Below are 26,567 nucleotides of genomic sequence, written 5' to 3' on the forward strand. Positions count from 1 at the left end.
CGTCAGGATTCTGTTGAGGACGTCGCAGACGCAGATCTAGCTTGCTCTAGATAATTCTTGAGGTCATCGAGTAGAGCGGACCAGCGACCGAAGTCCTCGGCCTTCGCGTTTGCCGCGAGCCATACCGGGAATTGTTCCTTGCCATGGGGAGTGAAGTCGTAGCGGTATTCACCGCCGAGTTTCGTTTTCGACTTGAGCACAAGGTCTTCGCCAAGCTCGTCGACAAACCGTTGCATCATCGCCGCCGGGAACAGCCACTCGCTCTCGGCATCTTGAAGATTGTTCGCGTACTTCGAATATTCAAGAACTTTCTTCTTATCGAACTTGAACCGGTGGCGCATCAGGTCCCGTGCCGCGCGGCCCTCCTGATCCGAATCGAAGAGCGCAATCAGTTCCTGGCGCGCTTCAGCTTTCAGTAAGACTGCTTGAGCGACGGCCGAATGCGCTCCAGTGCAGGCGACAATTTCCACTCCATTGATGTCGACCTCCCTATCAAGCGCACGAGCTGCGAGCTCAATAAATTGCTTGTCAGTTTCGCCCTCCACAACCAGCAATATCTCGGCAGCCGTCGGCACCGAGTGGTAACGGTCCAACATTTCAGGCAACACTGCGTCGACGAAGAGCCCGGAAAGAACAGCTGCATGGTTGTCGTTACCGAGAGCGGAGCCAGTAAGCCGCGAAATGCCATCGTCCAGAGACTTGTTCAACCCTACGACCTGCGCGCTTCCAGACCGCGAAATTATATAGGGTGAGTGGGTCGTCACGAGCAGGGTCACATCCTCCCTCTCAGCTAACCCTTCGAGGTCATCGCGGAGGGCTTGCTGTGCCGCTGGATGCAAAAATGCCTCGGGTTCTTCGAGTGCGAACACGATAGATTGCTTGGTTGCATCACTGAGGTATCGAAGCAGTGCAATTAGGACGCCGCCGGCGACCCCAGTGCCCTTCGCTGCCAAGTCGGTTTCAACAGAATCAAACAGACGAATGCGGATATCGGAGAGGCTTTCCTCGAGTGAGTTTACTGACGGCACCAAAGAGACGTCATTCATCTCCGGGAAGAGTCGCTTACTAAGAGCGAGAATTTTTTCCCGCATCGGCGCGAGAAGGCCGTTTTGGAGGTAGTCTTTATAGCTGGCCCGAGCTTGCTCTGACTCACCGTACGCCTGACCTAATTCTTCCCTAAGGACTGAGTGCAGGATCTGCTGAAATTGACCGACGAGGAGGGTTTCGATGCTCTGGCCACTCTCCACAGAGACAAACCGAACGAGTTTCCTAAATTGTCTCAGGGCCTTCTCGTTCAACTCGGCATCTCCGCGACGGTCACCTGCACCGCGCGCCGCAAAGTATTCTTGCCGGGCTAGCCCAGTGTTGCGGTTGCCTCGATACGTCACCACCAGGCGTAGTTCACCCATATCAGAGTAAGTCGACTTACCGTCGCCTAGCACGCTTTCTTCGTATTCTTTCAGGTACCGAAGCAGGGTTTTTTCAGGCCCTGTCTTCCCTGCGACTTTGAATGTTAAAGTCGTGCGAGGGTAAGCGAAAAGCCGTTGTCCAGGCACATCGCGATCAGCGTCAAATTCCCAGTTTTCGTCGAGCGCCATCTTGAGTGCTCGAATGAGGTTGGACTTACCGCAATTGTTAGGTCCGACAAAGGCATTCATGCCCGACACAAGAGGAGTTTCGATGCCTTCGACAAAAGAGCGGAACGATTTAACGTCCAAACGCACGAGCTTCATGGACTACCTTAGATCGAGTAGGTAAGAGACTCTCAACTATCGCACATCTGCGACGTGTCCCGCGGGACACGTAGCGTGTCGTGCGTCAGTTGCTCACGGGGAGCTTCGTCGTATACACCGAGTGAGTTGTTGTTAGTGCCCGCGCACGTCGCCCGTCAGGATCGCGTGCTCGGCGCCGGCCGACAGCTCGTCGTGCAGCGCGTCCGCGAAGAACTCCCCCGCACCGAGGCTGACCAGGTGCGTGAGCGCACCGCCCACGTCGACCAGCCCGGGGTTCCACTCGTCGTGGAGGGACGCGCGGACGTGCCCGGACTCGTGCACGACGACGACCCCGATGTGGTCGTGGGCATCGCCGACCTCGAGCACGGCGTCGTACACGACGGGTTCGGTGTCCTCGCCGAGGGGCTCGAGGTGCACCTCGCCGATCCCGGGCCACTCGGTGCGGAACACGGGCAGGTCCGGTGCGTGCAGGTGCGGGGCGCGTTCGTCGGTGACGGACTCGATCTCCCCCGACGTCAGGTACTCGTCGACGACCTCGTGGATCCGGTCGTGCAGTCCGGGTTCGTACTGCCACCAGCGCTGGTGCACCGCCCGGAGCCAGTCCTGCGTCGCGGCGTCGGCCGAGGCCGAGGTCCCGACCAGCTGCGGTGCCGTGCCGGGCGATCCGACGACCTCGAGCTGCTCGTCGTGCGTCTCGACGGTGATGGATCCGGTGGCCTCGTCGGGGTGCACACCGTGGACGTCCTCGGGGGCCGCGGCCCAGATGCTCGCCGGGAGCTTCGGCGGCAGGGCGAACGCGACTGCGATCGCCGGACGTGCCAATGCTTCGTCGAGCGCGTCGCCGAGGTGCACCTCGTCCGAGCGGGACCCCATGACGATGCCGCCGGTCGGGGGCACGGCGGCCAACCGCTCGAGGTCCTCGTGGTCGGCGTTCATCGACGCGAACACGGGGGTGTCCGCCCACTGGACGAACTCGCCGGCCGCACGGTCCTGGTCCTCGAACGGCACGTTCCAGACCGAGGGGTCCGCGAGCACCCACGACGCCGATCGACCGGCGGGGCCACGGCGCACGGCGTCGACCACGGCGGGGACGAGTCCGGGCAGCCCGCGGTACGCCGGTCGCACGGTGAGGCGGTCGAGCGCCAGCAGGTCCGGCTTGCCGAGCATCTCGGCGGCGTGCGTCTGCAGCGACAGGAAGGTCTCGCCGGTCGCGTCCGGCACGACGATCGCCGCGGCGAAGTCACCGTCGACGTCGGACACCTGGTACCCGAGCACCAGTGCCTCGACCGACTCGGGCGATCGGCTCGTGTACGCGGCGACCTCGGCGACCGACACCGCTTCGGCCTCGTCGTCGGTGATGGGCACCCGGACGTCGATCACCCACCGGTCGACGTCCTGGCCGGGGTAGGCGTCGCCGTCCTCGTCCGAGATCGTGATGTGCACGAGCCGCAGGGAACCGTCCCACGCGTCGTGGACGTGCTGGGCGATGGCGGCTTCAGGGTCGTCGGTCACGGACGCCACCGTATCGGTGGCGGACCGGTGACGTGGTCAACCGTGCTGCGCGACCATCGCGTCGACGCTCCGCATCGCGGTCGCCAGGATGGTGAGCACCGGGTTCACCCCGCCGTTCGTGACGTGCACCGAGCCGTCGGTCACGCGCAGGTTGTCGTGTCCCCACACCCGGCCGAACGGGTCGACGACCGACGACGCCGGGTCTGTCCCCATCCGGAGCGTGCCGGCCTGGTGCTGGCCACCGCTCGTGCCCCGGACCAGACCGTGCAGCTCCGCCACGCGCGTGGCGCCGGCCGCGCGCAACCAGTCGCCGCTCCGGGCGCTGGTGTGGTCGCGAGCACGGACGTCCTCCGGGTGGACCCCACCGCTGAACGACGCCACCGGGATGCCGTACCGGTCCGTCACAGCGGGGTCGACCCGGACGCGTGCGTCGGCCGTGGTGACCTCCTGGATCGGCCCCATGATCCGCATGCTGCGCCGCGCCAGGTCCCGCATCGCGTGCTTGCCGTCGAGCCCGGAACGCGGCGCGAGCCCCGTGCCGACGAGGTACTGGTACGTGTTCGACGGCGTCGCGATGAACTCGTTCGCCAGGATCCCGCCACCGATCTGCCCGGGCACGCCGTGCCGGTAGTCGGTGGTGGCGATCGACGGCCCCGGTCCGAGACCGTCGTCCACCGCGTCGTCGAAGACCCCCATCGCGCCGCCGTAGACGTGGCCCTGCAGGTGCCGGCCGACCTGGTCCGCACCGTTGCCGAGGCCGTCGGGCTCGCGGTCGCTCCGGCTGTTCAGCAGGAGCCGTGCCGACTCCACCGCCCCGGCCGCCACGACGACCTCGGCGGCGTCGACCTCGGCCCGCCAGTCGCGGCCGTCCGCGGTGCCGACGATCGTGACGCCGACCACGCGGCCGGCGCCGTCCGTGCGCAGTCGGGTGACCCGCGACTCGAGCACGATCGACGCGTTCCCGGTGGCGAACGCGCGGGTCAGCATGGTGTTCTGGCTGCCGTTCTTGGCGTCGACCGGGCACGCGAAGCCGACGCACATGCCGCACTGCTCGCACGCGCGGCGGCCCAGGTACGGCGTCGAGTTGATCAGGAGCGGGACGTGCACCGTCGAGATGCCCAGCGCGTCCGCGGCGCCGGCGAGCCGGTCCCGCGCTGCCCCCGACGGCAGCGGTGGCATCGGTCGCGCGCGCGAACGTTCCCCGGACCACGGACCGTCGACATCGCCCCCGCTGACCCCGATCTCCCACTCGGCGCGCTCGTACCAGGGCTCGAGCTCGTCGTACCCGAACGGCCAGTCGGCCAGGGCGCTGCCTTCTGGCACGCCGTACGTCGACGCCATCGCGAAGTCCCGCGGCCCGAACCGCCAGGCCTGTGCGCCGTAGACCCGCGTGCCGCCGCCGGCCGTGACGGCGTTGTTGTGCCACCCCGGTGACGAGGGCCGGAGCACCAGGAGCTCGCGACCGTCCGCCACCGTCCGCGGGTTGCCGACGTCGGACGGCCCCGACCGCGGTGCCACGCCCCAGCTCGACCGCGGGTTCCGGATGTGGTCACGGCTGAGTTCCGCGGTGCCGGGCCACCCACCGGCCTCGACCACGAGGACGCGCCGACCCGACTCGGCGAGCCCGCACGCCGCGACTCCCCCGCCGGCGCCCGACCCGACGACGACCGCGTCGTACCGGTCGGCCAGCTGCGACGGGTGCAGGACCGAGGGCGCTGCGGTCGGCACCGGTACCGGCACGCTCCAGCCGTCCGGCGGACCGGGCTGCCACCCCACCATCTCCCAGGACCGCTCCCCCGCGTTCCCGCCGTTCCCCGCGTCGGCGTAGTAGCCCGCGGCCACGAGCTCGGCGAACCAGGTCCAGTCGGGATCGTCCTCGTCCCGGGGCTCGTCGACGCGCTCGTCGACGCCCTCGTGGTCGTCCGCGTGCTCGACGACGGCTCGGAGCCGGTCCAGCCAGTCGGGCCGGTCGACCAGCACCCCGGCCAGGAAGTCGAGCGCGCCGGCCTCGGACGCCGACGGGTACTCGTCCGCCGGCACCACCCGGTCGACCAGGGAACGGAGCCGTTCGTCGTGCGTGCGGAGGAACTCCTGCGCCGCGGTGGCCGCGTGGTCCGTCATCGGTCCTGCCTCTCGAGCAGCGCCGGTGCCGCCCCACGAGCACCGTAACGGACACGGGAGCGTCCGGGGCCGGGCTCAGCCGCCGATGCCCTCCAGGTCGAGCAGGTCGTCGTCGCTCAGCACGACGGCGGCTCCCTCGACGTTCTCGCGCAGGTGTGCCCGCGACGACGTGCCCGGGATCAGCAGGATGTTCGGGGAACGGCGCAGCAGCCACGCCAGGGCGACGGACATCGGCGTCGACCCGAGCCGTGTCGCCACGGTCGAGAGCACCTCGGACTGCAGCGGAGAGAAGCCACCGAGCGGGAAGAACGGCACGTAGGCGACTTCCTCGGCCGCGAGCCGGTCGATGAGCGGGTCGTCCTGCCGATTGGCCAGGTTGTACATGTTCTGCACCGACACGATCGGTGCGATCCCCTGCGCTTCCGCCACTTGGTCCGTCGTGGCGTTGCTCACGCCGAGGTGCCGGATGACCCCCTGTCGCTGCAGGTCGACCAGCGTCTCGAACGCCGGGGCGATCGGCCCCGCGACCGGACCGTTCGCGTCGCCCAGCCGCAGGTTGACGAGGTCCAGCACGTCGACGCCGAGCGTCTCGAGGTTGTCGTCGACCTGCCCACGCAGTTGGTCGGGTTCCCGAGCTGTCGGCCACCCGCCTCGGGCGTCCCGCCGCGCACCGACCTTCGTCGCGATGACGAGGTCGTCGGCGTACGGGTGCAGCGCCTCGTGCACCAGCTCGTTGACGATGCGGGGGCCGTACGTCTCGGCGGTGTCGATGTGCGTGATGCCGCCCGCGACGGCGTCCCGGAGCACGGAGACGGCCTCGTTGTGGTCCTTCGGTGGCCCGACGACCCGGGGACCGGTGAGCTGCATCGCGCCGTAGCCGAAGCGTGCGACCGGCCGGTCGCCGAGGGTCCAGGTGCCGCCCGGCAGTCGAGGGGTGGTGGTGCTCATCGGATCTCCTTCGAGGGCGTGCCGACGCCGAGGGCGCAGCGCACTCCTGACAGCCTGCTCGCGTGGGCAGCGGCTCGCACGACACCGACGCGCGTTCCGGCCCACTTGCAGCGGACGGCCCACTCGCAGCGGACGGCCCGCTTGCAGCAGACGCCCCACTGGACGTACGCTCCTGCCAGAGGGCAAAACGCCTCGTCGCTCCGTCGGCCAGGCACCCACACGCGGTCTCGGACGAGTCGCCACTTCTTCATCGAAGGAGTGCACGTGTCCACCCGTTCCCCCGCCCGGCTCCGTGACGCCGGGATCGCCCTCGCCGGCCTGTCCGCCGTCTTCCTGTTCGAGATGCTCGACAACTCGGTGCTGAACGTCGCCCTGCCCACCATCGGCCGTGAGCTCCACGCGTCGACGACCGGACTGCAGTGGGTCACCGGCGCCTACTCGGTCGTCTTCGGCGCCCTCATGCTCCTGTTCGGCGCGGTCGCCGACCGGTTCGGCCGACGCCGGGTGATGCTCGTCGGCCTGGTCCTGCTCGCGCTCTCCGCGCTGGCGACCACCCTCGTCACCACGACCGGCGAACTCATCGCGGTCCGCGCGCTCATGGGGCTCGCGGCGGCCATGACGACGCCCGGGTCGATGGCCCTGGCCTTCCGGCTCTTCGACACCGACGCCCTGCGGGTCCGGGCGCTGACGGTCATCTCCACCGCGGGCCTGGTCGGGCTCGCGGTCGGTCCGACGGCGGGCGGCTTCGCCCTCGCGGTGGCGCCGTGGCAGGCCCTGCTCCTGGTGAACGTGCCGATCGCGGCGCTCGCGTTCGTCGGCATCCGAGTCGGCGTGCCCGCTGACCGACCGGAGGACCTGCACCCCGAGCGGATCGACGTGACCGGCGCGCTGCTCGGGACCACGGCCCTGGTCGGTGCACTCGGGACGCCCACCCTCTTCGCGGAGGCGGGCAGCGCCTCCTGGCCGGGGTGGACCGGGGTCGTCGTGACGGTCGCTGCGGTGGCGGCCTTCGTGCGGCGGGAGCGCACCGCGGCGCAGCCGCTGCTCGACCTGCGCCTGCTCGCCCGTCCGCTCGTCGCGAGCGGTCTGGCGTACAAGGCGGCCTCCGGCCTGGCCGTCTCCGGCCTGTCGTACCTGGTGACGCTGCAGCTGCAGTTCGCCTGGGGCTGGTCACCGGCACTCGCCGCGATCGGGACGCTGCCGCAGGTGGTGGTGCTCCTGGCATCCGGACGCTTCGTCGGCCCGTTCGTGCAGCGGGTGGGCCTCGGCCGCGCGGCCTGGCTGAGCGCCGGCGCCGTCGTCGCGGGACTCGCGCTCTTCACGGTCGGCGGGCGTGCCGGGTACGGCTGGGTCGCCGCGGCACTCGTCCTCGTCGCCGCGGGGATGCGGGTCGTCGGGGTCGTCGCCGGCAACAACGTGCTCCGGGGCCTGCCGTCGAACCGGACGTCGATCGGTGCGGCGCTCGTCGACACCTCGAGCGAGGTCGCGACCGCGGTGGGCATCTCGGCGACCGGGACGGTGCTGGCGGTGCTCGTGCCCGGCAGCATCGCGACGACGTCCTGGACGGCTGAACGCTTGGCCGCGTTCGAGGGCGGGATCACCGTCGCGGGTGCCGTCCTGACGGTCGTCGCCGCCCTGCTCGTCGGCTTCGGCATGGCCCGCGCGAAGGCCCGCGCGGGCACGTCGGTGGCCGAACCGGCTCAAACCGCGCTGTAGCCGCCGTCTGCCACCAGCACGGATCCGGTGATGAACGACGCCGCGTCGCTCGCCAGGAACACGACGCTCGGGGCGATCTCCTCGGGCAGGGCGAACCGTTGCTGCGGCGCGTCCTCGATCCAGTACCGCCGGAACTCCGGAGAGTCCACCGGAGCCATCTCGGTCTTCACGTACCCGGGTGCGACGGCGTTCACGCGGATGCCGTACTTCGCCCACTCGACGGCGAGCGACTTCGTCAGGTGGTGCACGGCGGCCTTCGACGCGTTGTACGCCGGCTGCCACTGCGGCCGGTTCACGATGAGGCCCGACATGCTGCCGATGTTCACGATCGAGCCCGAGCCGGCATCGCGCATGTGAGTGCCGACCGCGGTCGACGTCTTCCACAGTGCGCGGACGTTGAGGTCGAACACGTCGTCCCACTCCCTGTCGGGGACGTCGAAGGCGTCCCGGTGGTGGCACGTGCCGGCGTTGTTGACGAGCACGTCGATGCGGCCGAGGGCCGTCATCGCCTCCTCGGTCATGCGCGCCACCTGCTCGCCGTCGGTGATGTCCGCCGTGATGGTGACGAAGTCGAGGCCGGCGTCCGCGGCCTCGGCGGCGACCCGGGCGTTGCGCTCCGCGGAGCGCCCGACGATGGCGACGCGGGCGCCGGCCTCGGCGAGGCCGAACGCGAACGCCCGACCGAGTCCCTGGTTGCCGCCGGTGACGAGGGCGGTCCTGCCGGTGAGGTCGAAGGGTGAGGTCATGGAGCGGGCGCCTTCCTGAGCGGGGTCGGCGCGGTGCACCGCGTCGACGAGGTACCGCCCTGCGTACACGCACCCGGCCGGGAGGCGCGGCGTGCGTCCGCCGCGCGCCGCGCCCACGGCTGTGGTCACGACCACCGCCGCCCGCTCTCCCGGTCACGGCCCTCCGCGTTCATCCGCCGCCTTCTCGATTCCCTCTGCGATCCACGAACGCTCGAACGGCTCGCCCCGGTGGGGCAACGAGCACGACGCTGGTCACGACGAGCACGGCGACGATTCCCACCGCTCCGATCGTCAGCAGGTCCGGGCGGAGGACCGACTGGCCCCGCAGGGCCTGCCACAGCGCGATCGAGGTGACCGCGGCGTACGCCGCCCCTGCGACGACCACGACGCGCACGCGCGACCGCTCCCGCATCGTCGCCGGCAGGACGAGCGCGAGGAGGGGCAGCACCTGCAGGGCGTGCATCCCGATGAAGTGGGACACGCGGAGGTCGCCGTGGAGGCTGTTCCAGCCGAGCAGGGGGATCCCGCCGGAAGGGTCGTCGCCCCCGACGGAGTGCGAGCCGTACGTCCCCGAGCCCGGATCGGCCAGCTGCGCCGCAGTGGGGATGACCATGAGGAACCCCACGGAGAGGCCAGCCAGGGCGACGACGAGCCCGATCCGGAGCGCCCAGGCCGACGCCCGGTCGTCCAGGTTCGAGAAGACCGCGACTGCGGCGCCGACGAGCAGCGTGGCGCAGTACATCAGGGTGACCCCACCGGCCATGAGCTGGTAGAACAACTGGTTCGTCGGGGTCGACACGTTGAAGTGGCTCCCCACGCCTCGCACCACCTGGATCGAGATCACGACGATCTCGAGCAGCGATGCGGCGGCGCCGACGGTTCCGGCCCACCAGCCGATCCGTCGCAGGACGGGCCGCTGCACCAGGGAGAGCATCCACGCCAGCGTCACGGCGTAGAGCGCGAGCGACACGGAGAACTTGAGCGGCTTCGCCCAGATCGGGTCGGCTGCGAGCGTGCGCGGATCGACCAACAACCCGACGACGCACACCACCGCCCAGACGCCCATCAGCGCGGCGAACGCCACGAGCGGCCGGTGCCATCCCCGGGTACTGAGCAGGAGGGCACGGGTCGCGTCGAGGACGACGCTCACGAGCGGGCGTCCACCGCAGTCAGCTCCTCGGAGATCGACCAGAGCCGAGCAGCGGTCTCCGGGTCCTGTGCCTGCTTCGACCGGCCGATGACCTCGGCTCCACCGCGCATGTGCATCATGCGCCGCGGTCCGACGAAGGTCCCACCGGGCAGGTCGGCGCTCGCGGCCATCAGGGACGGCAGCGCACCGTCCTCTGGCTCCTGCCCGAGGACCGGGACGAGACGGTCCCACAGGTTGGGGCGCTGTCCGGCCGGTCGCTCGTAGATCGCCGTCTTCACCAGGCCCGGGTGGGCTGCCAGCGCGCGCACCCGGGACCCCGACGCCAGCAGGCGCCGGTCGAGTTCGGACGTGAACAGCAGGTTGGCGAGCTTGGAGTCGGCGTACGCACGGCCGGCGTTGTAGGTGCGCCGGTACCAGTCGAGGTCGGTGAGGTCGAGTCGGGCCATGCGTTCCGCCTGGGAGGCGACGGTGACGACGCGGTCGGTGACGTGCGGCAGGAGCAGCGTCGTCAGCAGGAAGTGTCCGAGGTGGTTCGTCCCGAACTGGAGTTCGTGCCCGTCCGCCGTCCGTTCCAGGTCCTTCGACTCGACGCCGGCGTTGTTCACCAGGATCGCGATCGGCTCGTCGATGCCGTCGGCGAACGCCTCGACCGTGTCGAGCCGGGCGAGGTCGAGACGGCGCACACGGTGGGTCCCCGGAGCGCCGGGGAGGGCGGAGACGACCGCCCGGCCCTTCTCCTCGTTGCGGACCGCGAGGATGATCCGCGCTCCCGATCCCGCCAGTGCGACGGCCGTCGCTCGGCCGATACCGCTCGTGCCGCCGGTGATGATCACGGTCTCGTCGGTCGGAGCTCGACCGGTCCTGATGTCGTCCATGCCGCCAATGTAGACACTGACTACTTTGTTGTCAACGTCTACACTGGGGTCATGAGTGCGCAAGCTCGTCCGTACCACCACGGCTCACTGCGGCAGGAGCTCGTGCGGGAGGGCCGTGCGCTCCTGGTCGAGGAGGGGCAGCAGGCGGTGACCGTGCGGGAGCTCGCGCGCCGCGTCGGCGTCAGTCACGGCGCGCCCCTGCGACACTTCCGCGACCGGGAGGCCGTCCTCGACGCGATCGCCGCGGACGGCTTCGACGAACTCCGTGGCCACCTGGAGGCCGCGCGCGGCCCCGGCGACCTCGGGCCCCGTCTCACCGAGTACGTCCGAGCGCACGTCCGCTTCGCCCAGGAGAACGGCCCTCTCGTCCAACTGATGTTCACGTCGACCGACGACGGCCCGCGACCCGACGGCGACCACGGGTCGTGGTCCTCGGCGGAGCGGTTCTTCGCCCTGGGTGCGGAACTGCTCGGTGAGCGCGACCCGGCATCGATGGGCCCGGTCCCGTTCCTGCTCGCAGCGACGACCGAGGGCATCAGCGCACTGGCGGCGGCCGGGCGGATCCCGCCGGAGCGTGTGGACGAGGTCGTCGTCGCGGCGGTGCGGATGCTCCTCCCACAGATCGAGCAGCAGCTCGGCCGGCCCTCCGACGTCTCGCTGAGCCAGTCCGGCCCGTGATCGACGCGTGGCGGCCGAAGGCGGCGGGGAACCGTGTTGCCGGCCCCCGCCGCGCGCGGACGGTCAGACGCGGCCGAGCATCGCTTCGTTGAGGATGGTGCCGCCGAGCATCCAGCCACCGTCGGCGACCTCGTCGAGGATGACGAGCGTCGTCGGTCGGGCTCGCTCGCCGTAGACGTCGACGATGGCATCGGTGACGGCGTCCTGGAGCTTCTTCTTGGACTCGGGGGTCAGGGTGTCAGCAGGGACCTTGATGTTGGCGAAGGGCATGGTGTTCCTCTCAGTGGGGGGTCCGGACGTTCCGGGGGTCAGGGTGCGGCGTTCGGGGACAGGAGGTCCTCGATGCCGACGCGGCGGTAGAACTCGGCTCGGATGCGGTCCGCGACGGCCGAGACGACCTCGCTGCCGTCGTGCGAGGGATCGATGTGGACGCGGTACGGACGACCACCGCCGGGCAGGTCCACGACCCGTACGATCTCGTCGGCGACGTCCTGCACGTCGGCGTCCGCCGGCACGGTCTCGGCGAGGCGGCCGGTCAGGTCCCGCCGGAGCGCTCCGTACTCCTCGTCGTGTGCAGCGACGCGGTCGGCGTCCGCCGGCAGCGCGGCGTTCGTGAAGTGGTTCGTGCCCGAGGTGAAGGCACCCGGGACCACGATGGTGGTGTCGATGCCGAAGCGGACGAGTTCTGCGGCGTAGCTCTCGGCCAGGGCGTCCAACCCGGCCTTCGCCGCGAAGTACGGCGCCAGGAACGGCGGGTGCCCGCCGCGGGTCGACGAACTGCCCACCCAGACGACCAGTCCGGACCGGCGGTCACGCATGTGGGGCAGGACGGCACGGGCGACGCGTTGGGCGCCGACCACGTTGACGTCGTACAGCGCCGCGAACTGCTCCGGCGTGAACGCCTCGGCCGGGCCGTAGGCCATGTGTCCGGCGTTCTGCACGAGGACGTCGATGCGCCCGTGGGCACGGACGACGGTGTCGACCGCGTCCTCGACGGCCTGCAGCGACTGGACGTCGAGCTCGACGGCGCCGAGCCGCAGCGCCTCACGGTCGGCGAGGTCCTCGAGCGCCCTGCGAGCGGTCGCGTTCCGACCGTCGACGGCGCGCATTCCCGCGATGACGACGTTGCCTGCCCGTGCGAGCGACTCCGCCGTCAGGCGACCGAAGCCGCTCGAGGCTCCGGTGACGAGGACGACCCGCGGCGTGGGCATCAGACCATCCCCCCGTTGGCGCGGATGGTCTGCCCGTTCACCCAGTGTCCGTCCGGTCCGACCAGGAACGCCACGACGCCGGCGATGTCCTCCGGAGTGCCGAGGCGCTCGAGGGGCGGTGCCTTCGCCAGCGTGTCGATCTGCTCTTCCGTCTTCCCGTCGAGGAACAGCTCGGTCGCCGTCGGCCCCGGAGCGACCACGTTCGCCGTGACGTCACGGCCACGGAGCTCCTTCGCCAGGATCAGCGTCATGCCCTCTGCCGCGCTCTTGCTCGCGACGTAGGCGCCGTAGGTGGGGAACTGCGTCCCGACCACCGAGGTCGACATGCCGACGAACGCGCCGCCGGCGCGGAGGCGACGAGCCGCTTGCTGTGCGACGACGAAGGTGCCGCGGATGTTCGTCCGGTGCAGCGCGTCGAGGACCTCCAGGTCCTGGTCGGCGATCGTCGACAGTGCGAGGCGTCCGGCGGAGTGCACGACGACGTCGACGCCACCGTGGTCGGCCTCGACCTGGTCGAACATGGCGGCCACGGCGTGCTCGTCGGCGACGTCTGCCTGCACGGCGACCGCGTGTCCGCCGGCTGCTGTGATCTCCTCGACGGTGGCCGCGGCAGCTGCCGACCCGCTCGCGTGGTTCACGACCACGGTGAAGCCGTCCGCTGCCAGACGGGACGAGACCGCGCGGCCGATGCCGCGCGAGCCGCCCGTGACGATGGCAACGCGTGCAGAAGTGTGAGCCATGGGGTGTCCTTTCATCGATATGCGCCCATCATTTCGGCGCTACGACAGAACGTAACATGATTACGATCGGTGCTACAAGCTGCGCTACGATCGCCGCATGGCTCGTTCTGACGAAACACTTCGCAACGCGCTGCTCAGCGCGGCGGAGGAGCAGCTGGTCGCGTCTTCGGACGGGGACATCGCCACCAGAGCGGTCTGCGAAGCGGTCGGTGTGACACAGCCCGTCCTCTACCGGATCTTCGGCGACAAGCGTGGTCTCCTGGACGCCCTCGCCGAGACGGGTCTGCAGCGGTACACGCAGCGGAAGGCCGAACTCGAGGCGTCGGATGACCCGTCGGTGGACCTGCGCCGCGGCTGGGACGACCACCTCGCCTTCGCCCGCGAACACGCCGCGCTCTACCGGCTGATGTTCGCTCCGCGACCGTGGGCGAACAGCGCTGCCCGCGATGGACTGACCGTCCTGCTCGAGAGGACACTGACGCGCTGTGCCGCCGCCGGCCTGCTCCGCGTCGACGTACCCGTCGCGGCGACGATGTTGCTCGCTGCCAACGTCGGACTCGCCCTCGACCGGATGAGCACACCCGCGCGGCACGAATCCGGCATCGCTGCCGACGCCCTCCGCGACGCAGTCCTGAGCGCGGTCCTGGTGGTGCCGCCCGGCCCGGGGCACGACGACCTCGACGCAGCACCCCTCCGGCAGCTCCGCGCGCAGCTCGACGCCGGCGGGTCGAGCGCGCTGCTGCCCGAGGAAGCCGCACTCATGCGAGTGTGGCTCGACCGACTCGATCCGCGGAACGATCGCGGCAACGGAGGATCCCGATGATCTCCACCTTCCTCGTCGAGCACGCGCCTCTCGTGCGCGTCGCCTTCTGGGTCGGCGTCGTCGTCGCCGCGGGCCTGGCCTGGGCGCTCCACCGCCTGCGGCTCCGTGGTGTGCTGCTCGGCCTGTCCGGGCTGTCGTTCATCGCGGTGCTCCTGCTCACCCTGCTGCCCGACGGCGCTCGGCCTGACGGCGTCACGTGCACCGTGCAGTTCTCCGTGCCGTTCCAGGGCCTCGACACGCTCGCCAACGTCGCGATGCTGCTGCCGATCGCACTCTTCCTCAGCACGGCGACGAACCGACCGCTCTCCGTCCTCGCCGGTGCGGTCGCCCTCTCCGCTGTCATCGAGGTCGTCCAGGCGCTCGCCCCGGTGCTCGGCCGGCGCTGCGACACGAACGACTGGTTCATGAACAGCGTCGGAGCGGTGCTGGGGGCGGCGATGGCGCTCGCCATCTGCGCGATCGACCGACGGCGACGGGCTGCCTCCGTCTCTGCTTGAGTCGTCGCCGGCGTCGGCCGCCTCGGCGTCGACGCGGGCGTCGGCTTCGACGAGGTACCGCCCGGCGGTCCACCGCGTCAGGTCGCTCGGTGCGGTTCGGTTGCCTCACGACGGTCGAGCTCGGCGAGCATCGCGGCGGTGTTCCGCAGCACCTTCGGTGTCTGCACGAGGGTGACGACCAGGAACACGAGGAACATCGCCGCCGCGAACCAGAAGACCGGCCGCCCGGTGACGGCGAGGGACACCTCGAGGACCATCGCCAGCACGAACACGACGGGTCCGAACCACCGCTGTCGGCGGTACTGCTGCTGGTAGTGCTCGAGCGCCTGGCGCCACTGCGCCGGGTCGGCATCAGCGGGCAGTTCGCCGCGTCGCACCGCCCGACCGAGTGCACGATCACGCGCTGCCGGGCCGACGCTCCGGCGCTGCCGACCGATCCAGAGCCCGAAGACCACGCCGAACGCGGCGCCGGTCACGGCACTCGCTGTGCCTCGGATCCAGACGGGAACGTCGGCGGGCATGGTGACGAACGTCGACAGGTACCAGAACCCGCCGAACGCGACCGCGAGGACGATCATCACGGCCCACAGCGGCCACCTACGCATCGAATCCATCTCGCCATCGTGCCAGCCGAGCGCGGCGGTCGCCCGCAACGACGAAAGCCCCCGGCCGGACCTGATGGTCCTGCCGGGGGCTTCTCGGTGGTGGGCGATACTGGGATCGAACCAGTGACCTCTTCCGTGTCAGGGAAGCGCGCTACCGCTGCGCCAATCGCCCAGATTCCCTGTTTGAACCGGGGTTCGTACAGGATCTGGAGGGTGTTGCTGGAGGTGGGGACGGGATTCGAACCCGCGTGGACGGCTTTGCAGGCCGCTGCCTAGCCTCTCGGCCACCCCACCATCGAGGTTCACGTCTCCGTGAGTACCCGAACGGTGGGATACCCTCTGGTGAGTCGCAGGGCTTCGAAAAGCCCCACACTCGAGCGGATGACGAGATTCGAACTCGCGACCCTCACCTTGGCAAGGTGATGCGCTACCACTGCGCCACATCCGCATTTGTCTTTCCGCTGTCGCGGCGACGACGTAAACTCTATACGAACCCAGGGGCATCCACCAAAATCCTTCCCGTTCACCGGGCGTGTCCCCCGAGTTCATGCGGATCCGGCCGGTTCAGTACCCCTCGCAGAACGCGCGCCACACCCGGGGCGCGCGCCGTGTTCGATGCACCGCCGGACTTCGGCTACTATCGACTCGCACGAACAGTGCAGGGGGCGATTGGCGCAGTTGGTAGCGCGCTTCGTTCACACCGAAGAGGTCATCAGTTCGAGTCTGGTATCGCCCACCCACCCTGCAAGAGCCCGGCGCACAAGCGTCGGGCTCTTCGCATCTGTTGAGACAGTCAGCAGCCAGAACAGCCACCAGCACGATCGGACGAAGGGGCGCATGACCGACGTCGACCTCGAGTTCGCCCGGGTCCGAGCGGTCCTCGACCGTCCGACCCTGCGCCTCATGTCCCGCCCGACGAGCGCGACGGTCCTCGCCGTGTTCCGCACGGTGTTCGACCGCGACGTCCAGTACGTCCCCGCCGACCGCATGCACCTGCAGGTCGAGGAGCACGTCGCCCGCCTGCAGGCATCGGGTGCACGCGTGCCCGCGAGCGAACAGCACGAGCAGAGCGAGCAGGACCCCCGACCGAACGGCCGCGCCCTCTGCCGTGAATGGGTGGCGGCACAGTGGCTGGTCCGCTCCAACTCCCCCGACGGCGACGAGCAGTACTCCCTGACGAGTCACGCGCTCGAGGCCCTGAGCCTCGTCGACGCCCTGTCGGCCGACCGCGCATTGATCAGCGAGAGCCGCCTCGCGATGATCGTCGACGCCGTGCACCGCTGGGCCGCCCGTGCCGAGCCGGACCCCGACGTGCAGATCCGCCGCATCGACGCCCAGATCGCCGAACTGCGGGCCGAGCGTGAGCGCCTCGAGCACGGCGACGACGTCGTCACCGTCGAGGACGACCGGATGCGCGACGGGTACACGAACATCTCCGACCTGATCCGGCAGCTCCCGAGCGACTTCAAGCGCGTGGAAGAGGCCGTCGCGACGATGCACCGCTCGATCGTCGAGGACTTCCGACAAGAGGTCCGCCCGATCGGCGAGATCCTCGACGACTACCTCGCACGCACCGACAACCTGATGCAGGCGACGCCCGAGGGCCGCGCGTTCGAGGGCGCCTTCGAGCTCCTGCGCGACGACGCCCTGCTGCTCCGCCTGCGCGACGACATCGCGACGATCCTGTCCCACTCCTTCGCCGACGGCCTCGGAGCCGGTGAGCGTCGCGCGTTCCGCAACACCGTGACGATCCTGCGCCATGGCATCGAGGACGTCCTCGCCCAGCGGCGTCAGCTCACCGCGACACTGCGCGACCAGATCGTCGCCCACGACGTGGTCCGCGACCGTGAGCTCGACGCCGTGATCCGCTCGATCAACCGCGGCCTGGCGACACTCATGGACCAGGGCGGTGCGCGCGACCGCATCCCGCTCCCGCTGCTGCCGGCGGCGGCCGAGGTCGGCACCCTGCGCGAGCGCTTCTACGACCCGGACGCCGAGTCGGTGCCGCCACCCATCGAGGAACCCGACGACGACGTCTTCGAGGACCTCGACGTCGAGATGCTCCGCAAGCACGGCGGACCGCTCCTGACCGAGCTGCGCGCCGCGCTCCGGTTCACCGAGGCCGACTCGAGCGTCGACGCCTTCCACGGGCTGCCGCCAGAGCAACGTCGACCGGTCGAGCTGTTCGGCCTCGCCCACCTGCTCACCGGACGCGACGACTTCGAGTCCGCCGCGCACGTCGCCGAGCACCGCACGGTGCGCCCGGACGGCAGCCCGGTCACCTTCCACATGCCCACCGCTGCGCTCGCTGCCGAGCACGCGCCGGTCGGCGATCCCCACGACGACAACGCACAGGAGGCACGGTGAGCGACACGACGCCGGCACCGGTCGACGAGACCGTCCCGTACGACGACCCCACAACGGTCCTGCAGGACGACGAACGCGACGAGTCCAGCTTCGCCCTCTTCGAGGGCGACGAGGGCCGGCTCGACGAGCACCAGCGACGCGCGCTCGTGGCGCTGCTCCGGCACTCGTACGTCAGCTCCCGGACGCACCCCGACGAGTGGCGTGCGGTGCTCGACGCCGAGTACCAGTTGCGGTCGCGTCTGAACGACCTGTTCCTCGAGCTGCACGTCGACCGTGACCGCGAGGTCGCGTGGAAGCGCCAGGCCCGTTCGGAGAGCCAGCGCCGCACGTTCCCGACGTTGCTGCGCGACCTGCCGTACACCCGCGAGGAGACGATCGTCCTCGTCTACCTGCGGATGCGCCTGCGCGCCGATGCCCGACCGGGTCCGGACCAGGTGGTCGTCGACCGCGCGGAGATCCTCGGGCACGTCGCCGGCTTCCGACCGGCGACCGCGACCGACCGCACGCGCGACGAGGGCCGGGTGGCGAAGGCCGTCGAGCGCCTCGTCACGGCGCGCATCCTCATCCGCACCTCGGACCCGGACCGCTTCCGGGTGGCGAGCGTCGTCGAGGTGCTGCTCCCCCTGGAGCGCCTGCTGGAACTGGACACGTGGCTGCGGACCACCACCGCGCAGGAGGACCCGGCCGACCAGGGCGGCGAGCCGACCGACGGAGCTGCCACGGGCCTCCCGGCAGACGGCGAAGCCGAGACCGACACCGACGACGACGGCGAGACGGAAGCATGACCGACACCTTCCAGATCCCCGCGCTGTTCGACACGGTCGCGCAGTGGCGCGCCGAGTCGATGCAGGTCGTCAACTGGGGCGGGTTCCACGGCCACCGACAGGTCGAGCTGTCCGGCACCGCGACGCTCATCTCCGGCGCGTCCGGCACCGGCAAGTCCACGCTGATGGACGCGTACCTGGCCGTGATGATGCCGTCCGACGTGCCGTTCAACGGCGCCTCGAACGACGCCACGACGGGTCGCGCGCGGAGCGCCGACCAGCGCAACCTGCTCACGTACCTGCGGGGCAAGGTCGACACCCGCCGCGATCCCGAGTCGGGTGCCCTGCGCGACGTGAACCTGCGCGGCGACGACCAGACCACCTGGGGCGCGGCCGCGGTCACGTTCCGGAACGACGACGAGCGGCGCTTCACGGTGCTGCGGGCGTACATTGTGCCGAAGCGCGCGCGTGGCGTCGGCGACATCCAGATGACCATGGCGACGGTCGACGACACCTTCGACCTGCGTCGGCTCGAGGAGTTCGTGCCGACCCGCTTCCACCACCTCGAGCTGACCGGGCGCGTACCGGGGCTGGTGATCCGCGACACCTACCAGGAGCTCGCGTACACGCTGCAGACCCGGCTCGGCATCGGCGACTCCGGCGGCGGGAACCGGGCGATGCGCCTGCTCGCGCGCATCCAGGCCGGGCAGCACCTGCCGACGGTCGACGCGCTGTACAAGTCGCTCGTGCTCGAGACCCCGGGCACCTACGAGGCGGCCGACCGCGCCCTCGCGCACTTCTCCGCGCTCGACGAGGCCTACGAGGCGATGGACACCGAGGAGCGCAAGGTCCGCATCCTCTCCCCCATCACCGACCTGCACGACGAGATCGAACGGTCGAAGGCCGCGGCCGAGGCCCTGGACAGCATCGCCACCGGCGCCGAGGTCTCCCCGTTCGCGCACTGGACGGCCTCGCGGAAGCGGGACCTGCTCGACGCCGAGGTGGACCGCAACGGCCGGGAGCGCACCGCCTCCCGCGCCGAGGTCGCCGCCGCCGAGGCCCGGCACGCCGCAGTGGAGATCGAGCTGCGTGACGCCGAGGCGCGGCTCCGCGACCAGGGCGGCAACGCGCTCGCCCAGCTCGAGGACCGCATCGAGCGACTCACCCGTGAGCGCGACGCGGTGGTCCGGACCCGGGCGACCTTCGACGAACGCACAGCGGTGCTCGGCACGTCCGTCGCGACCGAGGCCGACTTCACTGCCGCGCAGCGCAGCTCGCACGAGTTCCTCGGTTCCTACGCTGCTTCGCGCTCGTCGTTGGACGACCGCCGCGACGCCCTGACGCGCGAGGAGTACCCGCTGCTCGACCGGGAGCGCTCGCTGCGGCAGGAGCGGCAGTCGCTCGAGCACCGTCAGGGCGCGATGCCCCTGCCGATGCACGAGGCCCGGCTCGCGATGGCCCGGGCCGCCGGCATCGACCCCGCCGACCTGCCGTTCGTCGCCGAACTGCTCGACGTGCAGCCCGGCGAGGAGCGCTGGCGCACGGCGATCGAGTCCGTGCTGGCCCCCGTCGCCCGCACCCTGCTGGTCGACCAGGACCGCCTCGGTGCGTTCAGTGAGGCGATCGACGCACTCCGCCTGCCTGTCCGCGTGCAGTTCGAGGGCGTGCCGACCGGACCGCACCTGGACCTCGACGGCGATCCCGCGATGGTCTCCGGCAAGCTCGCGATCAAGCACTCGCCGTTCAGCACCTGGGTGCGGGAGCGGATCGAGTCGGAACGCACCGACGCCCGCTGCGTCACCGACGCCTCGGAGCTCGGTGGTGGTGGCCGACGCGTGACCGAGTCCGGGCAGCTCCGCGACGGCCGACGTGGTGCGCACGGTGACCGCCGCCAGGCGAACGTCATCGGCTTCACGAACGAGGCCCGCGTCGCCGCCGTCGAGCAGGAGCTCGCGTCGATCGCGCAGGACCTCGCCACGCTCGAGGCCCGTCGCACCGACGTCGCGCAGGACCTCACCGCGCTCGACGTCCTCCGCGCCGCGCACCAGCACGTGGTCGACGTGACGTGGGACGCCATCGACGTCCAGGGCGTCGAGACCTCGCTCGCCCGCCTCGACGAGGAACGCCAGGCGCTCCTCGCCGCCGACGACGGCCTCCGGACCCTGCGCGCCTCGGTCGCCCGCCTGCGGAAGTCGCTCGACGAGACCGCCGACCGCCGCTCCGCCGCACGGCTCTCCGTGCAGCGCCTCGAGGAGCGGCACGCCGTGCTCGTGGACGGCCAGGACGCCGCCGCCGAGATCCTGTCGCGTTTCGACGACACCCCCGAGTCGTTGCCCGACGACGAGCAGTCGCGACTCCTCGCCGAGACGTTCGCCGAGGTCGGGGCACCGGACGGTGTGGACGGTTTCGACGACGCGACCCGACGGCTCCGGCGACGCCTCGAGGAGCGGCTGTCGCAGGCACTCGACGGTGCCGCAGCGGCCTCGACGTCGTTGACGCTCACGTTCCAGCGCTACCAGGACGCCTGGCCGGACCCGAACCTCGGCACCGGCGTCGCGTCGTACCCGGACTACCACGCCATCCTCGACCAGATCGTCGCGACCGGCCTGCACGCCCGCCGCACCGAGTGGCGTCGGCGGCTGTCGCAGTGGAGCGGCGAGGACATCGTGCCGCTCGCCGGGGCCTTCGACCGGGCCGTCGTCGAGATCGAGGAGCGCCTCGAACCGGTCAACGAGATCCTGCGGGACCTGCCGTTCGGCGCCAACCGCGACCGTCTGAAGATCCAGATCCGGCGGGTCACCCGCGAGGACGTCACCGCGTTCCGCCGCGAGCTCCGCGCCCTGTCCGCCTCGGTCGACGCCGAGCTGACCGACGACGTGCTCGAGACCCGGTTCCGTCGGCTCCGGCGCTTCATGGCCGTCATCCGCCCCGACCCGGACGCCGCCCGTGGCCGCACCACGCAGCGCGACGCCGTGCTCGACGTCCGGCGGCACATGGAGATCACGGCGGTCCGCTACGACACGTCGGGCAACGACCTCGGTGTGTACTCGTCGCTCGGTGACAAGTCCGGTGGTGAGACGCAGGAGCTCGTGGCGTTCATCGTCGGTGCGGCGCTCCGCTACCAGCTCGGCGACGAGACCCGTCCACGCCCCCGGTTCGCCCCGGTGTTCCTCGACGAGGCGTTCATCAAGGCGGACTCGGAGTTCGCCGGTCGTGCGGTCACCGCGTGGCTGCGGCTCGGGTTCCAGCTGGTGGTGAGTGCGCCGCTCGACAAGGTCACGGCGCTCGAGCCCTCGATGGAGCGGCTGCTCTCGATGCGCAAGCACCCCGAGACCGGTCACTCGTCCATCACCGAGATCGCCCGGGTCCCCGCCGACGCCTGACGCTTGCCGAGAGGTCACGAACTGTCGGATGGCGGCGGCGCCGCCGACAGTTGGTGACCACTCGACGCGCTACCGGCGGGGTGTCCTGACCACCCGGCACACGCTGTGGGAACGGCCGACGGCGGCCTGGAGGCGCGGTGCGGGCCCGCCACGGGCGTCCCGGCCGCTCGTCCGCCGGTCGCAACACCCCGCTCACCTTCGCGCACTGGTCACGATGCGTCGCCTGGCGGCGCCGCCGCCGACGGCCTGCGACCGCTCGGCGCGCGGCCGACAGGGTGTGCTGACCACCCGGCGGGTGCTTCGTCAGCGTGTCGACAGGCGCCGCACAGACGTTCCTTGACCACTCGCCGCTACGGTGAGGCCGTGTTCGGACGCCGCTCCCCCAAGCCCCGCCCCGACGACGCCCCCGGCCTCGGCATCGGTGCGCTCGTGCAGGTCATCGACTCCGCGGAGGGCGGCGAGCGGTGGGCCGACGAGCCGATCGGTGTGATCGTGGCTCCCGGTGGCAACCAGATCGTCGGCTACCCCGGCGTCGGCGAACCGCTGTCGTGGACCGTCGCGTTCGAGGAGCCCGTGTACACGAAGGACGGCCGCGGCCCCTTCGAGCGCGCGACCGTCCTGAGTCGTCAGTTGGTGCCGATCACGACCGGCAGCGGCGAGTAGCCCAGCGGGCTCAGTACTCTTCGGAGCCGCTCTTCATCATGGCGGCGACCGCCATGCAGCAGCCCACACCACCGAGGACGCCGATGCCGATGATGATGCCGGCGATGAGTTCGAGCATGGGGTGACTCCTTGGTTGCTTCGGCCGTGTGGCTTCCCTCAGGTTAGCGGATGCCGCGACGGATCAGCGGATGCCGCGCATGAGCTTCAGGACCGGCTTGGCCAGGACGAGCAGGACCACGCCGACCGCGACGGCGACGAGACCGAGCACGGCGAAGTACGGCGCCTCGTTCGCCGGGTCGTAGTACTGCGACAGCACCCCGGTGACGGCGGTGCCGAGCGACACGGACAGGAAGAACAGCGCGACCATCTGCGTCTGGAACTTCGGCGGCGCGAGCTTCGTGGCGACGGACTGCCCGACGGGTGACAGCAGCAGCTCGGCCAGCGTGAAGACGAGCAGGATGCCGACCAGGGCGAGCAGCGGCGTGCCGTTCTGGCCCGACCCGACGAAGGGCAGGAACAACAGGAACGCGACGCCCATGATGCCGGTGCCCAGGCCGAACTTCGTCGGGGTCGACGGCTGTCGGTCGCCGAGCTTGGTCCAGAGCGCCGCGAAGACCCCGGACAGCACGATGATGAAGACCGGGTTGATCGACTGCACCCACGAGACCGGCATCTCCCACCCGAAGAGCGAGCGGTTCAGTCGCTCGTCGGAGTAGACCGTGACGACGGTGAACTGCTGCTGGTAGAGCGACCAGAACACGGCGCTGCCGATGAAGAGCGGGATGAACGCGAACACCCGCGACCGCTCCTGCGCCGTGATGCCGCTCGTCAGGATGACGACGAAGTACCCGATCGTGGCGAGGATCACGATCGCGACGACCACGGTGGGCAGGTTGCCGACGTTCAGCAGCCCGGTCAGGACGGCGACCGCGATCACGACCAGGGCGACGACGACCCCGATGCCGATCAGCGGCAGGCGTCGGCGGTCGACCGGGTTCGTGACGTGGCGCACCGTGTCGGGCAGGTTCTTCCGACGGATGGCGTACTGGACCAGGCCGGCTGCCATGCCGACGGCGGCGAGCCCGAAGCCGTAGTGGAAGCCGAGCGAGCTCTGCAGCAGCCCGGTCAGGAGCGGCCCGAAGAACGCACCGAGGTTGACGCCGAGGTAGTACAGCGAGAAGCCGGCGTCACGGCGGGGGTCGTCGCGGCTGTAGAGCCCACCAACGATCGTCGTGGCGGTCGCCTTGAGTCCGCCGGACCCGAGCGCGATGAGCACGAGTCCGACGCCCACGCCGGCCACCCCGGGGATGAGCGCCAGGGCGATGTGGCCGAGCATGACGACGATCGCGCTGCCGAACAGTGTGCGGTCGGCACCGAGCAGCCGGTCGGCGATCCACGCACCGATGATCGTGAACAGGTACACGGCGCCGCCGTACGCGCCCATGATCCCGGTCGCGATGCCCTTGTCGATCCCCAGGCCGCCCTGCGTGACCGTGTAGTACATGTAGATCAGGACGATGCCCTGCATGCCGTAGAACGAGAACCGCTCCCAGAGCTCCACCGCGAAGGGCGTCGACAGCTCGAACGGCTGTCCGAAGAAGGTGCGTTTGGGCTTGGGATCGTGTCCCGTGGTGGAGCCTGACATGTCGGCCAGTCTGCCCCGCGGGCCGGTGGCGCGCCCAATCGTTGATGGGTGCTCATCAAATCGATCGACGCGTGCAGTTGGAGGGTTCCCACCATCGTGGACGGTCCGTGCCGGGCAGCGTTGTGCGGCCCGCACGGCGTTCCGCCGGCTCCCGGCGGTGGTGTCTAGCGTGGGGAGCGCAACACCGGACACCGCAGTTCAGGAGGACTCCGACCATGGTCGACACCGCATCCGCGCAGCACACCGGCACGCCCACGGCGAAGCACGACGCCGGCGTGAACCCGGGCACGAACGCCAGCGAGAACTCGGGCACGAACGCCAGCGAGAACTCGGGCAAGAACACGAGCAAGCACACGAGCGACAACGCGGGCAAGCACACCGACATCCGCATCGACGTCGACATGGTCGAGACCCTCCTGCTGGGCCGCTGGGCCGAGGACCGCCGGATCTCCCGCCGCCTCGTGCTCGACCCCGCACTGCACAAGACCGAGGGACTCGGCACCATCGAGCACCGTGCCCGCGCGTTCGAGCAGCTGCAGATCCTGGTCGACGCCGGAGCCATCCAGCGCCCGTACCCGCCCGAGCTCGGCGGTCAGGACAACCACGGCGGCAACCTGGCGGCGTTCGAGGAGATCACCACCGCCGACCCGTCGTTGCAGATCAAGGCCGGCGTGCAGTGGGGCCTGTTCGGCTCCGCGGTGCACCACCTCGGGACCGCGCGGAACCACGAGGAGTTCCTGCCCGGCATCATCGGGTTCGACGTTCCCGGCTGCTTCGCCATGACCGAGACCGGCCACGGTTCGGACGTGCAGAACATCGCCACGTCGGCCACGTACGACCCCGCCACGCAGGAGTTCGTCGTGCACACGCCGTTCCGCGGGGCGTGGAAGGACTACATCGGCAACGCGGCCCTGCACGGCAAGGCGGCCGTCGTCTTCGCGAAGCTCGTCACCCAGGGCGTCGACCACGGCGTGCACGCGTTCTACGTGCCGCTCCGTGACGACGACGGCGCGTTCCTGCCGGGCGTCGGCGGCGAGGACGACGGCGTCAAGGGCGGCCTGAACGGCATCGACAACGGCCGGCTGCACTTCGACCACGTCCGCGTCCCCCGCACGAACCTGCTGAACCGCTACGGCGACGTCGCCGAGGACGGCACCTACAGCTCGCCGATCGACTCGCCCGGACGCCGCTTCTTCACGATGCTCGGCACCCTGGTGCAGGGCCGCGTGTCGCTCGACGGTGCCGCGGTCGTCGCCCAGAAGATCGGGCTGCAGATCGCGCTGACGTACGCGATGCAGCGCCGGCAGTTCCCGACGGCGGGCGGTGTCGAGGGCGTCCTGCTCGACTACGGCCGGCACCAGCGCCGGCTCATCCCCCGTCTGGCGACGGTGTTCGCGCAGTCGTTCGCGCACGAGCAGCTGCTCCGCACCTTCGACGACGTGTTCAGCGGGCGTGCCGACACCCCGGAGCGCCGCGAGGACCTGGAGACCCAGGCCGCCGCGTTCAAGTCACTGTCGACGTGGTCCGCGCTCGACACCCTGCAGGAGTGCCGCGAGGCCTGCGGCGGCGCCGGCTTCCTCGCCGAGAACCGCCTGACGAGCCTGCGCGCCGACCTCGACGTCTACGTGACGTTCGAGGGCGACAACACCGTCCTGCTGCAGCTCGTCGGCAAGCGGCTGCTCACCGACTTCCGGAAGCGCGCGCCGCGCGACGCCGCGTCGACCGCCAAGTTCGTCGCCTCGCAGGTGGGCGCGAAGCTCGCGGACGCCTCGGGCCTCCGCCGCCTGGGCCAGACCGTCGCCGACCGCGGGTCGCTCGCCGCGAGCGTCACGGACCTGCACGACCCCGCCACGCAGCGCGCGCTGCTCGCCGGCCGCGTGGACACCATGGTCACCGAGATCGGGCTCCGGCTGAACACCGCCGGCAAGGACCGCGCCCGCCAGGCCGTGCTCCTGAACCGGTCGCAGCACGAGCTGATCGAGGCTGCGCGCGCCCACGCGGAACTCATGCAGTGGGACGCCTTCACCGAGGGGCTCGACGCGGTCCCCGAGGGCGACACCCGTCGGGTCCTCGTGTGGCTGCGCGACCTGTTCGCGCTGGGACTGCTCGAGCAGCACCTCGACTGGTACCTGGTGCACGGCCGTCTGAGCGCGCAGCGTGCCCGTGCGGTGTCGGCGTCGATCGACCGGCTCGTGGCGCGGCTCCGTCCGGTGGTCCCGCAGCTCATCGAGACCTTCGGCTACGAGCCCGGCCACGTGCGGGCGCCGATCGCGCTCGGCGAGGAGCAGGCGCGCCAGGACGAGGCCCGTGCGTGGTTCGCCGCCGAGGCGGCAGCCGGACGACTCCCCGAACAGGAGAAGAAGCCGCGCGCGTAGCCGCCCGGCCCGCGC

Annotated in this window: 21 protein-coding genes and 4 tRNA genes; 10 read left to right on the plus strand and 15 right to left on the minus strand. The window is 70.3% G+C overall.

Features of this window, described 5'->3' with window-relative positions; all coding sequences use genetic code 11:
- Positions 1-2: 2 nt before the first annotated feature.
- From EDF33_RS14500 to EDF33_RS14515, 4 genes are all read right to left on the minus strand, one after another.
- On the minus strand, positions 3-1,733 hold the full coding sequence (locus EDF33_RS14500; protein WP_132100384.1) for an AAA family ATPase: 1,731 nt from the start codon (positions 1,731-1,733) through the stop codon (positions 3-5).
- A gap of 132 nt (positions 1,734-1,865) precedes the next feature.
- Positions 1,866-3,245, minus strand: a complete 1,380-nt coding sequence (locus EDF33_RS14505; protein ID WP_132100385.1) for a hypothetical protein — start codon at positions 3,243-3,245, stop codon at positions 1,866-1,868.
- Positions 3,246-3,281: 36 nt separating this feature from the next.
- On the minus strand, positions 3,282-5,366 hold the full coding sequence (locus tag EDF33_RS14510; protein ID WP_132100386.1) for a GMC oxidoreductase: 2,085 nt from the start codon (positions 5,364-5,366) through the stop codon (positions 3,282-3,284).
- 75 nt (positions 5,367-5,441) lie between these two features.
- Positions 5,442-6,314: an oxidoreductase gene (locus EDF33_RS14515; protein WP_132100387.1), complete on the minus strand. Its 873-nt coding sequence runs from the start codon at positions 6,312-6,314 to the stop codon at positions 5,442-5,444.
- Positions 6,315-6,578: 264 nt separating this feature from the next.
- On the opposite strand from EDF33_RS14515, the gene EDF33_RS14520 reads away from it, so the two are divergent.
- Positions 6,579-8,030, plus strand: a complete 1,452-nt coding sequence (locus EDF33_RS14520) for an MFS transporter (protein WP_279388065.1) — start codon at positions 6,579-6,581, stop codon at positions 8,028-8,030.
- On the opposite strand, the gene EDF33_RS14525 is transcribed toward EDF33_RS14520, so the two are convergent.
- The 3 genes from EDF33_RS14525 to EDF33_RS14535 all read right to left on the minus strand — a co-directional run bounded on the left by EDF33_RS14525 (position 8,015) and on the right by EDF33_RS14535 (position 10,801).
- The gene (locus tag EDF33_RS14525; protein WP_132100388.1) at positions 8,015-8,776 is read right to left on the minus strand and encodes a glucose 1-dehydrogenase; all 762 of its coding nucleotides are present in this window, start codon (positions 8,774-8,776) and stop codon (positions 8,015-8,017) included. The genes EDF33_RS14520 and EDF33_RS14525 overlap by 16 nt on opposite strands.
- Before the next feature lie 169 nt (positions 8,777-8,945).
- A complete protein-coding gene (locus tag EDF33_RS14530) occupies positions 8,946-9,926 on the minus strand; it encodes a hypothetical protein (RefSeq protein ID WP_132100389.1) in 981 nt (326 codons plus the stop codon).
- Complete coding sequence (locus EDF33_RS14535) at positions 9,923-10,801, minus strand: SDR family NAD(P)-dependent oxidoreductase (protein ID WP_132100390.1); 879 nt, start codon at positions 10,799-10,801, stop codon at positions 9,923-9,925. The genes EDF33_RS14530 and EDF33_RS14535 overlap by 4 nt, the downstream gene beginning before the upstream one ends.
- A 51-nt stretch (positions 10,802-10,852) precedes the next feature.
- On the opposite strand from EDF33_RS14535, the gene EDF33_RS14540 reads away from it, so the two are divergent.
- Positions 10,853-11,479 carry a TetR/AcrR family transcriptional regulator gene (locus EDF33_RS14540; protein ID WP_132100391.1) on the plus strand — a complete coding sequence of 209 codons (627 nt, stop codon included), beginning with the start codon at positions 10,853-10,855 and terminating at the stop codon, positions 11,477-11,479.
- 63 nt (positions 11,480-11,542) lie between these two features.
- Here the strand turns inward: EDF33_RS14540 and EDF33_RS14545 are convergent, their stop codons facing one another.
- The 3 genes from EDF33_RS14545 to EDF33_RS14555 are packed head-to-tail and all read right to left on the minus strand — an operon-like array spanning position 11,543 to position 13,430.
- Positions 11,543-11,749, minus strand: a complete 207-nt coding sequence (locus EDF33_RS14545; RefSeq protein ID WP_066656327.1) for a 4-oxalocrotonate tautomerase family protein — start codon at positions 11,747-11,749, stop codon at positions 11,543-11,545.
- 38 nt (positions 11,750-11,787) lie between these two features.
- Positions 11,788-12,690 carry an SDR family oxidoreductase gene (locus EDF33_RS14550; RefSeq protein ID WP_132100392.1) on the minus strand — a complete coding sequence of 301 codons (903 nt, stop codon included), beginning with the start codon at positions 12,688-12,690 and terminating at the stop codon, positions 11,788-11,790.
- Positions 12,690-13,430, minus strand: coding sequence for an SDR family oxidoreductase (locus tag EDF33_RS14555; protein ID WP_173168542.1), 741 nt, complete (start codon positions 13,428-13,430; stop codon positions 12,690-12,692). The genes EDF33_RS14550 and EDF33_RS14555 overlap by 1 nt, the downstream gene beginning before the upstream one ends.
- 97 nt (positions 13,431-13,527) lie before the next feature.
- Between EDF33_RS14555 and EDF33_RS14560 the strand changes: the two genes are divergently transcribed.
- Both EDF33_RS14560 and EDF33_RS14565 read left to right on the plus strand, forming a co-directional pair.
- Positions 13,528-14,253 carry a TetR/AcrR family transcriptional regulator gene (locus EDF33_RS14560; RefSeq protein ID WP_132100394.1) on the plus strand — a complete coding sequence of 242 codons (726 nt, stop codon included), beginning with the start codon at positions 13,528-13,530 and terminating at the stop codon, positions 14,251-14,253.
- Positions 14,250-14,750, plus strand: a complete 501-nt coding sequence (locus tag EDF33_RS14565; protein WP_132100395.1) for a VanZ family protein — start codon at positions 14,250-14,252, stop codon at positions 14,748-14,750. Before EDF33_RS14560 ends, EDF33_RS14565 begins: the two co-directional genes overlap by 4 nt.
- 77 nt (positions 14,751-14,827) lie before the next feature.
- Here the strand turns inward: EDF33_RS14565 and EDF33_RS14570 are convergent, their stop codons facing one another.
- From EDF33_RS14570 to EDF33_RS14585, 4 genes are all read right to left on the minus strand, one after another.
- Entirely contained in the window at positions 14,828-15,355 is a 528-nt protein-coding gene (locus EDF33_RS14570) for a hypothetical protein (RefSeq protein WP_165918826.1), read from the minus strand.
- 97 nt (positions 15,356-15,452) lie between these two features.
- A tRNA-Val gene (locus EDF33_RS14575) sits at positions 15,453-15,527 on the minus strand.
- Positions 15,528-15,575: 48 nt separating this feature from the next.
- Positions 15,576-15,649, minus strand: a tRNA-Cys gene (locus EDF33_RS14580).
- Positions 15,650-15,731: 82 nt separating this feature from the next.
- A tRNA-Gly gene (locus EDF33_RS14585) sits at positions 15,732-15,803 on the minus strand.
- A gap of 215 nt (positions 15,804-16,018) precedes the next feature.
- Between EDF33_RS14585 and EDF33_RS14590 the strand changes: the two genes are divergently transcribed.
- From EDF33_RS14590 to EDF33_RS14610, 5 genes are all read left to right on the plus strand, one after another.
- A tRNA-Val gene (locus EDF33_RS14590) sits at positions 16,019-16,091 on the plus strand.
- 101 nt (positions 16,092-16,192) lie between these two features.
- Entirely contained in the window at positions 16,193-17,722 is a 1,530-nt protein-coding gene (locus EDF33_RS14595) for a DUF3375 family protein (RefSeq protein WP_132100397.1), read from the plus strand.
- A complete protein-coding gene (locus EDF33_RS14600; protein ID WP_132100398.1) occupies positions 17,719-18,507 on the plus strand; it encodes a DUF4194 domain-containing protein in 789 nt (262 codons plus the stop codon). Before EDF33_RS14595 ends, EDF33_RS14600 begins: the two co-directional genes overlap by 4 nt.
- Positions 18,504-21,869, plus strand: coding sequence for an SbcC/MukB-like Walker B domain-containing protein (locus EDF33_RS14605; protein ID WP_132100399.1), 3,366 nt, complete (start codon positions 18,504-18,506; stop codon positions 21,867-21,869). Before EDF33_RS14600 ends, EDF33_RS14605 begins: the two co-directional genes overlap by 4 nt.
- A gap of 336 nt (positions 21,870-22,205) precedes the next feature.
- Positions 22,206-22,532 carry a hypothetical protein gene (locus EDF33_RS14610; RefSeq protein ID WP_132100400.1) on the plus strand — a complete coding sequence of 109 codons (327 nt, stop codon included), beginning with the start codon at positions 22,206-22,208 and terminating at the stop codon, positions 22,530-22,532.
- Positions 22,533-22,713: 181 nt separating this feature from the next.
- Here EDF33_RS14610 and EDF33_RS14615 read toward each other — a convergent pair whose 3' ends face one another.
- On the minus strand, positions 22,714-24,177 hold the full coding sequence (locus EDF33_RS14615) for a peptide MFS transporter (protein ID WP_131846848.1): 1,464 nt from the start codon (positions 24,175-24,177) through the stop codon (positions 22,714-22,716).
- 401 nt (positions 24,178-24,578) lie between these two features.
- Here EDF33_RS14615 and EDF33_RS14620 point away from each other — a divergent pair, with 401 nt between their 5' ends.
- Positions 24,579-26,552 carry an acyl-CoA dehydrogenase gene (locus EDF33_RS14620; protein WP_228505749.1) on the plus strand — a complete coding sequence of 658 codons (1,974 nt, stop codon included), beginning with the start codon at positions 24,579-24,581 and terminating at the stop codon, positions 26,550-26,552.
- Positions 26,553-26,567 lie beyond the last annotated feature (15 nt).

Source organism: Curtobacterium sp. PhB146 (assembly GCF_004342995.1).
Classification (GTDB): domain Bacteria; phylum Actinomycetota; class Actinomycetes; order Actinomycetales; family Microbacteriaceae; genus Curtobacterium.

Bases quoted from the DNA above. Each gene is read 5' to 3' on its own strand.
- EDF33_RS14500 (WP_132100384.1), bottom strand. From the start codon at position 1,733: ATGAAGCTCGTGCGTTTGGACGTTAAATCGTTCCGCTCTTTTGTCGAA.
- EDF33_RS14510 (WP_132100386.1), bottom strand. From the start codon at position 5,366: ATGACGGACCACGCGGCCACCGCGGCGCAGGAGTTCCTCCGCACGCAC.
- EDF33_RS14515 (WP_132100387.1), bottom strand. From the start codon at position 6,314: ATGAGCACCACCACCCCTCGACTGCCGGGCGGCACCTGGACCCTCGGC.
- EDF33_RS14525 (WP_132100388.1), bottom strand. From the start codon at position 8,776: ATGACCTCACCCTTCGACCTCACCGGCAGGACCGCCCTCGTCACCGGC.
- EDF33_RS14535 (WP_132100390.1), bottom strand. From the start codon at position 10,801: ATGGACGACATCAGGACCGGTCGAGCTCCGACCGACGAGACCGTGATC.
- EDF33_RS14540 (WP_132100391.1), top strand. From the start codon at position 10,853: ATGAGTGCGCAAGCTCGTCCGTACCACCACGGCTCACTGCGGCAGGAG.
- EDF33_RS14545 (WP_066656327.1), bottom strand. From the start codon at position 11,749: ATGCCCTTCGCCAACATCAAGGTCCCTGCTGACACCCTGACCCCCGAG.
- EDF33_RS14550 (WP_132100392.1), bottom strand. From the start codon at position 12,690: ATGCCCACGCCGCGGGTCGTCCTCGTCACCGGAGCCTCGAGCGGCTTC.
- EDF33_RS14555 (WP_173168542.1), bottom strand. From the start codon at position 13,430: ATGGCTCACACTTCTGCACGCGTTGCCATCGTCACGGGCGGCTCGCGC.
- EDF33_RS14560 (WP_132100394.1), top strand. From the start codon at position 13,528: ATGGCTCGTTCTGACGAAACACTTCGCAACGCGCTGCTCAGCGCGGCG.
- EDF33_RS14565 (WP_132100395.1), top strand. From the start codon at position 14,250: ATGATCTCCACCTTCCTCGTCGAGCACGCGCCTCTCGTGCGCGTCGCC.
- EDF33_RS14570 (WP_165918826.1), bottom strand. From the start codon at position 15,355: ATGCGTAGGTGGCCGCTGTGGGCCGTGATGATCGTCCTCGCGGTCGCG.
- EDF33_RS14595 (WP_132100397.1), top strand. From the start codon at position 16,193: ATGACCGACGTCGACCTCGAGTTCGCCCGGGTCCGAGCGGTCCTCGAC.
- EDF33_RS14605 (WP_132100399.1), top strand. From the start codon at position 18,504: ATGACCGACACCTTCCAGATCCCCGCGCTGTTCGACACGGTCGCGCAG.
- EDF33_RS14615 (WP_131846848.1), bottom strand. From the start codon at position 24,177: ATGTCAGGCTCCACCACGGGACACGATCCCAAGCCCAAACGCACCTTC.
- EDF33_RS14620 (WP_228505749.1), top strand. From the start codon at position 24,579: ATGGTCGAGACCCTCCTGCTGGGCCGCTGGGCCGAGGACCGCCGGATC.